Annotated in this window: 8 protein-coding genes and 2 rRNA genes; 6 read left to right on the plus strand and 4 right to left on the minus strand. The window is 53.9% G+C overall.

Features of this window, described 5'->3' with window-relative positions; translation table 11 throughout:
• Positions 1 to 62: 62 nt before the first annotated feature.
• Positions 63 to 752 (plus strand): uracil-DNA glycosylase, encoded by a 690-nt coding sequence (gene ung / locus HV242_RS17355; protein ID WP_025203444.1) that lies wholly within the window; start codon positions 63 to 65, stop codon positions 750 to 752.
• Between the two features lie 46 nt (positions 753 to 798).
• Here the strand turns inward: ung and HV242_RS17360 are convergent, their stop codons facing one another.
• On the minus strand, positions 799 to 1,899 hold the full coding sequence (locus tag HV242_RS17360; RefSeq protein WP_044867784.1) for a tRNA/rRNA methyltransferase: 1,101 nt from the start codon (positions 1,897 to 1,899) through the stop codon (positions 799 to 801).
• 204 nt (positions 1,900 to 2,103) lie between these two features.
• Between HV242_RS17360 and trxC the strand changes: the two genes are divergently transcribed.
• The 5 genes from trxC (at position 2,104) to HV242_RS17385 (ending at position 7,825) form a co-directional block, all read left to right on the plus strand.
• Complete coding sequence (gene trxC, locus HV242_RS17365; protein ID WP_014171226.1) at positions 2,104 to 2,523, plus strand: thioredoxin TrxC; 420 nt, start codon at positions 2,104 to 2,106, stop codon at positions 2,521 to 2,523.
• A 69-nt stretch (positions 2,524 to 2,592) separates the two neighbouring features.
• Entirely contained in the window at positions 2,593 to 3,291 is a 699-nt protein-coding gene (tapT, locus tag HV242_RS17370; RefSeq protein WP_032680476.1) for a tRNA-uridine aminocarboxypropyltransferase, read from the plus strand.
• 35 nt (positions 3,292 to 3,326) lie between these two features.
• A complete protein-coding gene (locus tag HV242_RS17375) occupies positions 3,327 to 5,990 on the plus strand; it encodes a bifunctional acetate--CoA ligase family protein/GNAT family N-acetyltransferase (RefSeq protein WP_025203442.1) in 2,664 nt (887 codons plus the stop codon).
• A 110-nt stretch (positions 5,991 to 6,100) separates the two neighbouring features.
• Positions 6,101 to 7,456, plus strand: a complete 1,356-nt coding sequence (pssA, locus tag HV242_RS17380) for a CDP-diacylglycerol--serine O-phosphatidyltransferase (RefSeq protein WP_020882993.1) — start codon at positions 6,101 to 6,103, stop codon at positions 7,454 to 7,456.
• A gap of 45 nt (positions 7,457 to 7,501) precedes the next feature.
• On the plus strand, positions 7,502 to 7,825 hold the full coding sequence (locus HV242_RS17385) for a YfiM family lipoprotein (RefSeq protein WP_050737176.1): 324 nt from the start codon (positions 7,502 to 7,504) through the stop codon (positions 7,823 to 7,825).
• Here HV242_RS17385 and HV242_RS17390 read toward each other — a convergent pair.
• The 3 genes from HV242_RS17390 to HV242_RS17400 form a co-directional block, all read right to left on the minus strand.
• Entirely contained in the window at positions 7,822 to 9,117 is a 1,296-nt protein-coding gene (locus tag HV242_RS17390) for an MFS transporter (RefSeq protein WP_020882991.1), read from the minus strand. The genes HV242_RS17385 and HV242_RS17390 overlap by 4 nt on opposite strands.
• Positions 9,118 to 9,372: 255 nt before the next feature.
• Positions 9,373 to 9,488, minus strand: a 5S ribosomal RNA gene (gene rrf / locus HV242_RS17395).
• A gap of 63 nt (positions 9,489 to 9,551) precedes the next feature.
• Positions 9,552 to 12,457 (minus strand): 23S ribosomal RNA (locus HV242_RS17400).
• Positions 12,458 to 12,621: the final 164 nt, after the last annotated feature.

Raw genomic sequence — 12,621 nt, forward strand, 5'->3', positions numbered from 1 at the left:
ATTTTGCACCCCGGGTTTTAGCGGTTAAGCTAGGCGCAGAATGTGATTCGCAGGAGAGCGAGATGACGACACCGTTGACCTGGCACGATGTGCTGGCAGAAGAGAAACAGCAGCCCTATTTTATTAACACCCTCAGCACCGTTGCGGCAGAGCGGCAGTCTGGCCAGACGATTTATCCGCCACAAAAAGATGTTTTCAACGCGTTTCGCTATACCGAACTCAGCGATGTGAAAGTTGTTATCCTCGGTCAGGATCCTTACCACGGACCGGGACAGGCTCACGGGCTTGCTTTCTCTGTACGTCCTGGGGTTGCTATCCCCCCTTCGCTTCTGAACATGTACAAAGAACTCGAAAAGACCGTGCCCGGGTTTACCCGGCCCACTCATGGTTATCTGGAAAGCTGGGCGCGCCAGGGCGTGCTGTTACTGAATACGGTACTCACCGTACGTGCCGGTCAGGCACATTCTCACGCCAGCCTGGGCTGGGAAACCTTTACCGATAAAGTCATCAGCCTTATCAACGAGCATCGTGAAGGGGTGGTGTTTTTACTGTGGGGTTCCCACGCGCAGAAGAAAGGGGCGATTATCGACAGGCAGCGTCATCATGTCCTGAAGGCACCGCATCCGTCACCGCTGTCAGCGCATCGTGGTTTCTTTGGTTGTAATCATTTTGTTCTGGCGAACGAGTGGCTGGAAAAACGTGGCGAAACGCCAATTGACTGGATGCCAGTGTTACCGGCTGAGAGTGAGTAACGCAGCGGATGTGCCCGTTTTTAGCGGGCACATCCGACGCACAGTATTATGCTTTATTCTGACGCCACCATTCCGCCAGCAGTACGCCAGTCGCAACGGAAACGTTCAGACTTTCAACATTGCCTGTACCGTCGATAGAGACGCTCAGATCCGCGCTGGAAAGCGCAGCATCCGACAGGCCATCACGCTCCTGACCCAGCACCAGCACCATTTTACGCGGCAGTGTTGCTTTAAACAGCGGCGTAGCGGCATGGCTGGAGGTCGTGACGATGGCATATCCCGCATTACGGAACTGCTCAATAGCATCCAGAACGCTGTCGCCGGTGATCGGCTGAACATGCTCTGCCCCGCCCTCTGCGGTACGGATCGCGGCACCCGATTCCAGCAGCGCGGCATCCTGTAACAGCACGCCTTTCACGCCAAAGTGCGCGCAGCTACGCATCATTGCACCCAGATTATGCGGGTTGCCCACATCTTCAAGCGCCAGCACGCAGTCATCGGCTTCCGCCTGGCTAACCCACTGCTGTACGGTAGTCCCGTTACGTTTTTTGATCAGGAAGCACACGCCACCGTGGTGTTCAGTGCCTGATGCTTTCGTCAGCTCAGCGTCATCCACCACATGGTAGGCTTTACGGTTTGCCGCCATCCAGCGCAGCGCTTCTTTAAAGCGCGGGGTTACGCTCTGGATAAACCATGCGCGAACGATGCACTCAGGACGGCTCTGGAACAGCGCCTGGCAGGCGTTCTCGCCATAGACTCGGGTCTCTTCTGCACGCTGACGGCGCAGCACTTCCGGGTCAATAAAGCTTTTCCCGCTGATGCCGCCGTGATCGGCTTTTTCAGGCGCCTCATCACCAGGGGCGCGAGAAACGGTACGCCAGGGGGATGAACCCTCGCGCGAGAAATCATCGCGTTTGCGATCGTCACGCTTGCGATCGTCACGCTTGCGGTCATCACGTTTGCGGTCATCACCGCGGTTATTTCTGTCATCGCGGGCGGGGCGACGGCCACCGTCTGCACGAGAAGACGCCGGACGCCCGCCACCTTTTCCGGTACGCGGATTTTGGGTGCGTTTATCAGAGTCATCATCACTGCGGACATACATCACTTTGACCTTGCCGCTTTTGTTTTTCATTTCGTCGTTCATGCTTTTCTCCACCAGCGCTGCGCGAAGCGCGCAGATTACCCGATGTGCAAGCTCATAGCCATAAATTCGTACAAAAGCCTGTGACTATTGTTCTCATTGAATAAAACGCATTGTCGTTTCAAACAGGCTGAATGATAATATGTAACATATTAGAAACATTATCGGCATTCTGCCGCTGTCCCACGGCTCTATCAGAGGTTAGTTATGAATACCGTATGTGCCAACTGTCAGGCTCTTAATCGCATTCCGGACGATCGGATTGAAGATGGTGCGAAATGCGGGCGTTGTGGTCATGAACTGTTTGATGGCGATGTTATCAACGCTACGGGTGCTACGCTGGACAAACTCCTCAAGGACGATCTTCCGGTGGTTGTCGATTTTTGGGCACCGTGGTGTGGTCCGTGCCGTAGCTTCGCGCCAGTCTTCGAAGATGTTGCCGAAGAACGTAGCGGCAAAATGCGTTTTGTTAAGGTCAATACCGAAGCAGAACGTGAGTTAAGCGCACGCTTTCGCATTCGCAGCATCCCAACCATCATGATTTTCAAAAATGGTGAAGTGATCGACATGCTTAACGGTGCTGTTCCTAAAGCACCGTTTGATAGCTGGTTAAACGAATCGCTGTAACATTAACGGGGCGCATCTTGTGCCCCGTTCCTTCCTCTGCGAAAATAGGGTTTTTCCTGCACTTCGCCCATGACTGATAACGCTGTTCTTCAACTGCGCGCCGCACGCCTGGCCCGCGCGACTCGCCCTTTTCTTGCCCGCGGCAATCGTATTCGCCGCTGTCAGCGTTGTCTGCTGCCGCTAAAAGTTTGTCTGTGCGAGACCCTTGCGCCGAGCACCGCGAAGAGTCGTTTTTGCCTGGTCATGTTCGATACCGAACCAATGAAACCCAGCAATACCGGACGCCTTATTGCCGACATTCTGCCGGATACCGCGGCATTTCAGTGGTCACGCACGGAACCGCCTCAAGCCCTGCTCGACTTAGTGGCAAACCCGGACTATCAGCCAATGGTCGTATTTCCGGCCTCGTATGCTGGCGAAGATCGCCAGGTGCTTTCGGCACCGCCATCTGGTAAACCGCCGCTGTTTATTATGCTGGACGGAACCTGGACCGAAGCGCGAAAAATGTTCCGCAAAAGTCCTTATCTCGATTCATTGCCGGTGATTTCGGTCGACCTTTCCCGCGTCTCGGCTTACCGCCTGCGAGAAGCGCATGCTGACGGGCAGTACTGTACCGCTGAAGTGGCGATTGCCCTTCTGGATTTAGCGGGAGATACCGTCGCGGCAGGTGCGCTGGGGAGCCATTTCTCCCGCTTTCGTGAACGTTACCTGGCAGGAAAAACCGTTCATAAGGGCAGCGTCACAGCAACGGAGACAGAAAACGTTTAAAATCATCAGGTCGCTTGCATTCACAGGAGGCCTGCATGAGCCAGCGAGGGTTAGAAGCGCTACTTCGTCCTAAATCCATTGCCGTTATCGGCGCATCAATGAAACCGGACCGCGCAGGCTATCTGATGATGCGTAACCTGCTGGCCGGCGGATTTAATGGCCCCGTCATGCCCGTGACGCCTGCCTATAAGGCTGTTCAGGGGGTGCTGGCATGGCCGGACGTGCAGAGCCTGCCTTTCATACCGGACCTTGCCATCCTGTGTACAAATGCGAAACGTAATCCAGCCCTGCTGGAGTCGCTCGGCAGGAAAGGATGTAAAACCTGCATTATTCTCTCGTCTCCGCCCGAACAGCAGCCGGAGCTTCTGGCGTGCGCCAGTCGCTACCAGATGCGCATTCTTGGGCCAAACAGTCTGGGCCTGCTCGCCCCGTGGCAGGGGCTGAATGCCAGCTTCTCCCCGGTCCCTATCCGCAAAGGCAAACTCGCTTTTATTTCGCAATCGGCTGCGGTATCGAACACGATCCTCGACTGGGCGCAACAGCGTGAGATGGGGTTTTCCTACTTCATTGCTCTGGGTGACAGCCTGGACATCGACGTTGATGAACTGCTCGATTTTCTGGCTCGCGACAGCAAAACCAGCGCCATTCTTCTTTATCTTGAGCACCTGAGCGATGCCCGTCGTTTTGTGTCAGCTTCCCGTAGCGCGTCCCGTAACAAACCGATTCTGGTGATCAAAAGCGGGCGTAGCCCCGCCGCCCAGCGTCTGCTGCAGTCGCATTCCGGCATGGATCCCGCCTGGGATGCCGCGATTCAACGCGCGGGTTTGCTGCGGGTTCAGGATACACACGAGCTTTTTTCCGCCGTCGAGACGTTAAGCCATATGCGTCCGTTACGCGGTGAGAAGTTAATGATTGTCAGTAATGGCGCGGCTCCTGCCGCACTTGCACTGGATGAACTGTGGCTGCGCAATGGCAAGCTGGCCACCCTGGGTGAGGAGACGCTACAACGCCTGAAAGAGGCACTGCCGGCAAGCGTTAGCCCGGGCAATCCCCTCGATTTGCGCGATGATGCCAGTAGCGATCACTATATCAGGGCGATCTCCCTTTTACTGGATAGCCAGGATTTCGACGCGCTGATGATTATTCACTCCCCCAGCGCGGTCGCTCCCGGGAGTGAAAGCGCGCGCGCACTGATTGACGCTGTCCGGAACCATCCTCGTGGTAAATATGTCACCCTGCTGACCAACTGGTGCGGTGAGTTCTCTTCCCAGGAGGCACGACGCCTGTTCAGTGAAGCCGGTCTGCCCACCTACCGCACTCCGGAAGGCACGATTACGGCGTTCATGCATATGGTGGAGTATCGCCGCAACCAGAAGCAGCTCCGTGAAACCCCGGCTTTACCGGGGAACCTGACGGCGAACACGGCGGATGTTCACCGGCTTTTACAGCAGGCTATCGAAGAGGGAGCCACCTCGCTTGATACGCACGAAGTGCAGCCGATTCTGGGCAGTTACGGGATGCAAACCCTGCCCACCTGGATTGCCGGCGACAGCGCCGAAGCCGTGCATATTGCCGAACAGATTGGCTATCCCGTTGCCCTCAAGCTTCGCTCACCGGACATCCCGCATAAGTCTGATGTCCAGGGGGTGATGTTATATCTGCGGACTGCGACCGAGGTACAGCAAGCCGCTGATGCCATATTCGACCGGGTCAAAATGGCCTGGCCTCAGGCGCGGATCCACGGGTTGCTGGTGCAAAGCATGGCTAATCGCGCGGGCGCTCAGGAGCTGCGCGTGGTGGTTGAATACGATCCTGTCTTTGGCCCGCTTATCATGCTGGGGGAAGGTGGCGTCGAGTGGCGTCCTGAGGAGCAGGCGGTCGTGGCTTTGCCACCACTGAACATGAACCTGGCACGCTATCTGATCATCCAGGCCATCAAAAGCAAAAAAATCCGGGGCCGAAGCGCGCTGCGCCCTCTTGATATCGCCGGGTTGAGTCAGTTCCTGGTGCAGGTGTCTAACCTGATTGTTGATTGCGCGGAGATCCAGCGGCTGGACATCCACCCGCTGCTCGCCTCCGGTAGTGAGTTTACGGCCCTGGACGTCACGCTGGATATCGCGCCTTTCGAGGGTGACAGAGAGAGCCGCCTTGCGATCCGCCCGTATCCTCTGCAGCTGGAGGAGTGGGTGGAGATGAAAAACGGAGAGCGCGCGTTGTTCCGCCCTATCCTGCCGGAAGATGAACCGCAGCTGCGCACGTTCATCTCTCAGGTAACGAAAGAGGATCTTTACTATCGCTATTTTAGCGAAATCAACGAATTTACCCACGATGATTTAGCCAATATGACCCAGATCGACTACGATCGAGAAATGGCATTTGTCGCCGTTCGTCGTTCCGATAAGGGCGATGAGATCCTCGGCGTTACGCGTGCTATTTCCGACCCGGATAATGTTGATGCGGAGTTTGCTGTGCTGGTGCGCTCCGATCTGAAAGGGTTGGGTCTGGGGCGACGGCTGCTGGAAAAACTCATCAGTTATACGCGAGATCACGGATTGTTACGCCTCAATGGCATTACTATGCCTAACAATCGCGGTATGGTGACCCTGGCGCGAAAACTTGGATTTGACGTTGATATTCAGCTGGACGAAGGTATTGTGGCCTTATCCCTGAGCCTGATATCAGCGGATAAAGCCGAGTAAGCTACTGGAAATGTTACCCACTTTGGACGGGACTGGTGGTATCATTGTCCGCTTATGTTGTTTGCATGGTACAGACAACCCTTCAATGAACAGAGAAGAAACGCACTGTGATGTTGTCAAAATTTAAGCGTAATAAACATCAACAACACCTTGCTCAACTACCGAAGATTTCTCAGTCAGTTGATGATGTAGAGTTCTTTTACGCTCCCGCCCATTTTCGGGAGACGCTTCTGGAAAAGATTGCCGGCGCTACGCGTCGCATTTGCATTGTGGCCCTGTATCTTGAACAAGATGAAGGTGGGCGCGCGATCTTAAATGCGCTCTATGAAGCCAAGCGTCAACGTCCGGAACTGGATGTTCGCGTGCTGGTCGACTGGCACCGCGCTCAGCGTGGCCGTATAGGCGCTGCTGCTTCAAACACCAATGCTGACTGGTATTGCCGCACGGCGCAGGAAAATCCTGGCGTCGATGTGCCCGTTTACGGCGTACCTGTAAATACCCGAGAAGCGCTCGGCGTCCTTCATTTCAAAGGGTTCATCATTGATGATAGCGTGCTGTACAGCGGCGCGAGCCTGAATGATGTTTACCTTCATCAGCTCGATAAATATCGATATGACCGTTACCATCTGGTTCGTAATCCGCAGATGGCGGATATCATGTTTAACTGGGTTGATAAGAACTTAGTGCAGGGTCGCGGCGTAAATCGTCTTGACGATCCACACCGTCCTAAAAGCCCGGAAATTAAAAATGATATCCGCGCGTTCCGCCAGGAACTGCGTGATGCGGTCTACCATTTCCAGGGCGATGCCAATAACGAAGAGCTATCCGTTACACCGCTGGTGGGGTTAGGCAAATCAAGCCTGCTGAACAAAACGATTTTCCACCTGATGCCGTGTGCGGAGCAGAAACTCATCATCTGCACCCCTTACTTCAACCTTCCCGCCGTGCTGGTGCGTAATATCATTCAGTTGCTGCGTGATGGTAAAAAAGTTGAAATTATCGTCGGTGACAAAACGGCTAACGACTTCTTTATTCCTGAAGATCAACCGTTCAAGATTATCGGTGCCCTACCTTATCTCTATGAGATTAACCTGCGCCGTTTCCTGAGCCGTTTACAGTATTACGTTAACACTGACCAGCTGGTCGTGCGTCTGTGGAAAGATGAAGACAACAGTTATCATCTGAAAGGGATGTGGGTCGACGATGAATGGATGCTGCTTACGGGCAATAACCTCAACCCTCGCGCCTGGCGTCTGGATCTCGAAAATGCCATCCTGATCCATGACCCGAAACATGAGTTAGCGACCAGTCGTGAACGTGAGCTCGAGCTTATTCGCACGCATACCACTGTGGTTCAGCATTACCGTGAACTGCAGAGCATTGCCGATTACCCGGTGAAGGTCCGCAAGCTTATTCGTCGCCTGCGTCGAATCCGTATTGACAGACTTATCAGCCGTATTCTGTGATGTCCAGGCCCTGTCAGCGACAGGGCTTTTTTTTGGAGTCCGCTAATGCGTATTCTTCTCTTGCTGAGTGCTCTCTTTCTCAGTGGCTGTAGCCATATGGCTAACGATAGCTGGTCCGGGCAGGATAAAGCGCAACACTTTCTCGCCTCCGTGATGTTGTCCGCTGCCGGTAATGAGTATGCACAACATCAGGGGTACAGTCGGGATCGTAGTGCGGCAATCGGCCTGATGTTCTCTGTAAGCCTTGGGGCTTCAAAAGAACTGTGGGATAGCCGCCCCGCGGGGAGCGGCTGGAGCTGGAAAGACTTTGCCTGGGACGTAGCCGGTGCCACGACCGGCTATGCCGTGTGGCAGATGGCTCGCTATTAGAGACGAATACCTTTACCCTTTCGATGCAACATCAGGGAGACAATAAAGGCCAGTGCCCCCATCACCGTCACGTACCAGAAGAAGGTTGTTTCCGTTCCCCATGATTTAAGCGACAGCGCGACGTACTCCGCAGAGCCACCGAACAGCGCATTGGCGACCGCATAAGAAAGCCCTACCCCCAAAGCGCGTACCTGTGCCGGGAACATCTCAGCCTTCAGGATCCCACTGATCGATGTGTAAAAACTGACAATGACCATCGCCAGCATGACCAGACCAAAGGCGGCATACGGTGAGGAAACGTGCTGAAGCGCAGTTAAAATGGGAACAGTACATAACGCGGACATGCCGCCAAAGATCAGCATTGATGTGCGACGCCCTATTTTATCGGAGAGCGCGCCAATAAGTGGCTGAATCAGCATAAAGACGAACAACGCGACGGTCATGATAGCGCTGGCGACGTTGGCGTGCATGCCCGTGGTGTTCACCAGATATTTTTGCATGTAGGTGGTGAAGGTGTAAAAGCTGAGAGAACCGCCCGCGGTGAACCCGAGAACCATCAGGAAAGCTTTGCGGTTACGCCACAGCCCTTTAAACGACCCCGCCTCCTTCAGCGCCCGGACCTCTTTTTGCGAGGTTTCATCCAACTGACGACGCAACCAGAGTGCGACGACCGCCAGTACAGCGCCCATCGCGAAAGGAATTCGCCATCCCCACTCATGAAGCTGGCTGTCGGTAAGGACCTGCTGCAGAATAACCACCACCAGAATGGCCAGAAGCTGGCCACCAATAAGCGTGACGTACTGGAAAGAGGCGTAAAACCCTTTCCGGCCCTCAAGGGCAATTTCACTCATGTAAGTGGCGCTGGTACCGTATTCTCCTCCAACAGAAAGTCCCTGGAACAGACGAGCCAGTAGCAAAAGAGCCGGCGCCCATGTCCCGATAGCGTCATAACCGGGGAGACAGGCGATCACCAGCGAGCCAAAGCACATCATGCAGACCGAAATCAGCATGGATGCCTTACGTCCTCGACGGTCTGCGATCCGTCCAAACAACCATCCACCAATGGGGCGCATTAAGAAGCCCGCAGCAAATACGCCCGCCGTTTGCAGAAGCTGTGTGGTGGTGTTGCCGGACGGGAAGAAGATATGTGCGAAGTAAAGTGAACAGAATGAGTAGACGTAAAAGTCGAACCATTCCACCAGGTTCCCTGAAGAGGCACTGACGATTGCCCATACCCTTCTACGGGAATCACTGGCAGCCAGCGTCCCGTTCGATGTTATGCTTTCTGTCATTGTGATTATGCTCCTGCCATAAAAACGGCATGCTGAGTCCTGAGAACTCACGATCTTGTAAAGCAAATGTTATTATTTTGTTATAAATAACATTGAGAGTAAGATCACATTTTCTGTTAGCAAGGTAAGTTATAGGATAAAGACTAAGGGTAGTTGGCTGGTGTGGTGGTGTGCAGTCTGATGCCATCTCCGGTGGCGGGAAAAACCTAAAGCAAAAAACCCCGCACCATACGGTACGGGGTTCTTTTAATTGATGCCTGGCAGTTCCCTACTCTCGCATGGGGAGACCCCACACTACCATCGGCGCTACGGCGTTTCACTTCTGAGTTCGGCATGGGGTCAGGTGGGACCACCGCGCTAAAGCCGCCAGGCAAATTCTGTAATCTGTATCAGCTGAAAATCGTCTCTCACCGCCAAAACATCTTCGGCGTTGTAAGGTTAAGCCTCACGGTTCATTAGTATCGGTTAGCTCAACGCATCGCTGCGCTTACACACCCGACCTATCAACGTCGTAGTCTTCAACGTTCCTTCAGGAGACTTAAAGTCTCAGGGAGAACTCATCTCGGGGCAAGTTTCGTGCTTAGATGCTTTCAGCACTTATCTCTTCCGCATTTAGCTACCGGGCAGTGCCATTGGCATGACAACCCGAACACCAGTGATGCGTCCACTCCGGTCCTCTCGTACTAGGAGCAGCCCCCCTCAATTCTCCAGCGCCCACGGCAGATAGGGACCGAACTGTCTCACGACGTTCTAAACCCAGCTCGCGTACCACTTTAAATGGCGAACAGCCATACCCTTGGGACCTACTTCAGCCCCAGGATGTGATGAGCCGACATCGAGGTGCCAAACACCGCCGTCGATATGAACTCTTGGGCGGTATCAGCCTGTTATCCCCGGAGTACCTTTTATCCGTTGAGCGATGGCCCTTCCATTCAGAACCACCGGATCACTATGACCTGCTTTCGCACCTGCTCGAGCCGTCACTCTCGCAGTCAAGCTAGCTTATGCCATTGCACTAACCTCCTGATGTCCGACCAGGATTAGCTAACCTTCGTGCTCCTCCGTTACTCTTTGGGAGGAGACCGCCCCAGTCAAACTACCCACCAGACACTGTCCGCAACCCGGATCACGGGTCTACGTTAGAACACCAGCCATTAAAGGGTGGTATTTCAAGGTTGGCTCCACGCAGACTGGCGTCCACGCTTCAAAGCCTCCCACCTATCCTACACATCAAGGACCAGTGTTCAGTGTCAAGCTATAGTAAAGGTTCACGGGGTCTTTCCGTCTTGCCGCGGGTACACTGCATCTTCACAGCGAGTTCAATTTCACTGAGTCTCGGGTGGAGACAGCCTGGCCATCATTACGCCATTCGTGCAGGTCGGAACTTACCCGACAAGGAATTTCGCTACCTTAGGACCGTTATAGTTACGGCCGCCGTTTACCGGGGCTTCGATCAAGAGCTTCGCGTTGCCGCTAACCCCATCAATTAACCTTCCGGCACCGGGCAGGCGTCACACCGTATACGTCCACTTTCGTGTTTGCACAGTGCTGTGTTTTTAATAAACAGTTGCAGCCAGCTGGTATCTTCGACTGATTTCAGCTCCACCCGCAGGGGCTTCACCTACATATCAGCGTGCCTTCTCCCGAAGTTACGGCACCATTTTGCCTAGTTCCTTCACCCGAGTTCTCTCAAGCGCCTTGGTATTCTCTACCTGACCACCTGTGTCGGTTTGGGGTACGATTTGATGTTACCTGATGCTTAGAGGCTTTTCCTGGAAGCAGGGCATTTGTTACTTCAGCACCGTAGTGCCTCGTCATCACACCTCAGCGTTAACAAGGAACCGGATTTACCTGGAACCTCCGCCTACATGCTTAAACCGGGACAACCGTCGCCCGGCTAACATAGCCTTCTCCGTCCCCCCTTCGCAGTAACACCAAGTACAGGAATATTAACCTGTTTCCCATCGACTACGCCTTTCGGCCTCGCCTTAGGGGTCGACTCACCCTGCCCCGATTAACGTTGGACAGGAACCCTTGGTCTTCCGGCGAGCGGGCTTTTCACCCGCTTTATCGTTACTTATGTCAGCATTCGCACTTCTGATACCTCCAGCACCCCTCACAGGACACCTTCAACGGCTTACAGAACGCTCCCCTACCCAACAACACATAGTGTCGCTGCCGCAGCTTCGGTGCATGGTTTAGCCCCGTTACATCTTCCGCGCAGGCCGACTCGACCAGTGAGCTATTACGCTTTCTTTAAATGATGGCTGCTTCTAAGCCAACATCCTGGCTGTCTGTGCCTTCCCACATCGTTTCCCACTTAACCATGACTTTGGGACCTTAGCTGGCGGTCTGGGTTGTTTCCCTCTTCACGACGGACGTTAGCACCCGCCGTGTGTCTCCCGTGATAACATTCTTCGGTATTCGTAGTTTGCATCGGGTTGGTAAGCCGGGATGGCCCCCTAGCCGAAACAGTGCTCTACCCCCGAAGATGAATTCACGAGGCGCTACCTAAATAGCTTTCGGGGAGAACCAGCTATCTCCCGGTTTGATTGGCCTTTCACCCCCAGCCACAAGTCATCCGCTAATTTTTCAACATTAGTCGGTTCGGTCCTCCAGTTAGTGTTACCCAACCTTCAACCTGCCCATGGCTAGATCACCGGGTTTCGGGTCTATACCCTGCAACTTAACGCCCAGTTAAGACTCGGTTTCCCTTCGGCTCCCCTATACGGTTAACCTTGCTACAGAATATAAGTCGCTGACCCATTATACAAAAGGTACGCAGTCACCCCATAAAAGAGGCTCCCACTGCTTGTACGTACACGGTTTCAGGTTCTTTTTCACTCCCCTCGCCGGGGTTCTTTTCGCCTTTCCCTCACGGTACTGGTTCACTATCGGTCAGTCAGGAGTATTTAGCCTTGGAGGATGGTCCCCCCATATTCAGACAGGATACCACGTGTCCCGCCCTACTCTTCGAGTTCACAGCCTGTGTGCTTTCGTGTACGGGACTGTCACCCTGTACCGTGCGACTTTCCAGACGCTTCCACTAACACACAAGCTGATTCAGACTCTGGGCTGCTCCCCGTTCGCTCGCCGCTACTGGGGGAATCTCGGTTGATTTCTTTTCCTCGGGGTACTTAGATGTTTCAGTTCCCCCGGTTCGCCTCGTTAACCTATGTATTCAGTTAACGATAGTGTGACGGATCACACTGGGTTTCCCCATTCGGACATCGCCGGGTCAAAGGTTCATATCACCTCGCCGGCGCTTTTCGCAGATTAGCACGTCCTTCATCGCCTCTGACTGCCAGGGCATCCACCGTGTACGCTTAGTCGCTTAACCTCACAACCCGAAGATGTTTCTTTCGATTCATCACCGGTTTGCGAAAATTTGAGAGACTCGAACACACATTAACTGTGTGTCGTTTCAATTTTCAGCTTGATCCAGATTTTTAAAGAGCAAATATCTCAAACGTCACCCGAAGATGAGTTTTGAGATATGTCGGC

The sequence above is a fragment of the Enterobacter sp. RHBSTW-00593 genome, from assembly GCF_013784105.1.
Classification (GTDB): domain Bacteria; phylum Pseudomonadota; class Gammaproteobacteria; order Enterobacterales; family Enterobacteriaceae; genus Enterobacter; species Enterobacter ludwigii.

Excerpts from the sequence above, each read along its gene's own strand:
- ung (WP_025203444.1), top strand. The coding sequence starts at position 63 with ATGACGACACCGTTGACCTGGCACGATGTGCTGGCAGAAGAGAAACAG.
- HV242_RS17360 (WP_044867784.1), bottom strand. The coding sequence starts at position 1,899 with ATGAACGACGAAATGAAAAACAAAAGCGGCAAGGTCAAAGTGATGTAT.
- trxC (WP_014171226.1), top strand. The coding sequence starts at position 2,104 with ATGAATACCGTATGTGCCAACTGTCAGGCTCTTAATCGCATTCCGGAC.
- tapT (WP_032680476.1), top strand. The coding sequence starts at position 2,593 with ATGACTGATAACGCTGTTCTTCAACTGCGCGCCGCACGCCTGGCCCGC.
- HV242_RS17375 (WP_025203442.1), top strand. The coding sequence starts at position 3,327 with ATGAGCCAGCGAGGGTTAGAAGCGCTACTTCGTCCTAAATCCATTGCC.
- pssA (WP_020882993.1), top strand. The coding sequence starts at position 6,101 with ATGTTGTCAAAATTTAAGCGTAATAAACATCAACAACACCTTGCTCAA.
- HV242_RS17385 (WP_050737176.1), top strand. The coding sequence starts at position 7,502 with ATGCGTATTCTTCTCTTGCTGAGTGCTCTCTTTCTCAGTGGCTGTAGC.
- HV242_RS17390 (WP_020882991.1), bottom strand. The coding sequence starts at position 9,117 with ATGACAGAAAGCATAACATCGAACGGGACGCTGGCTGCCAGTGATTCC.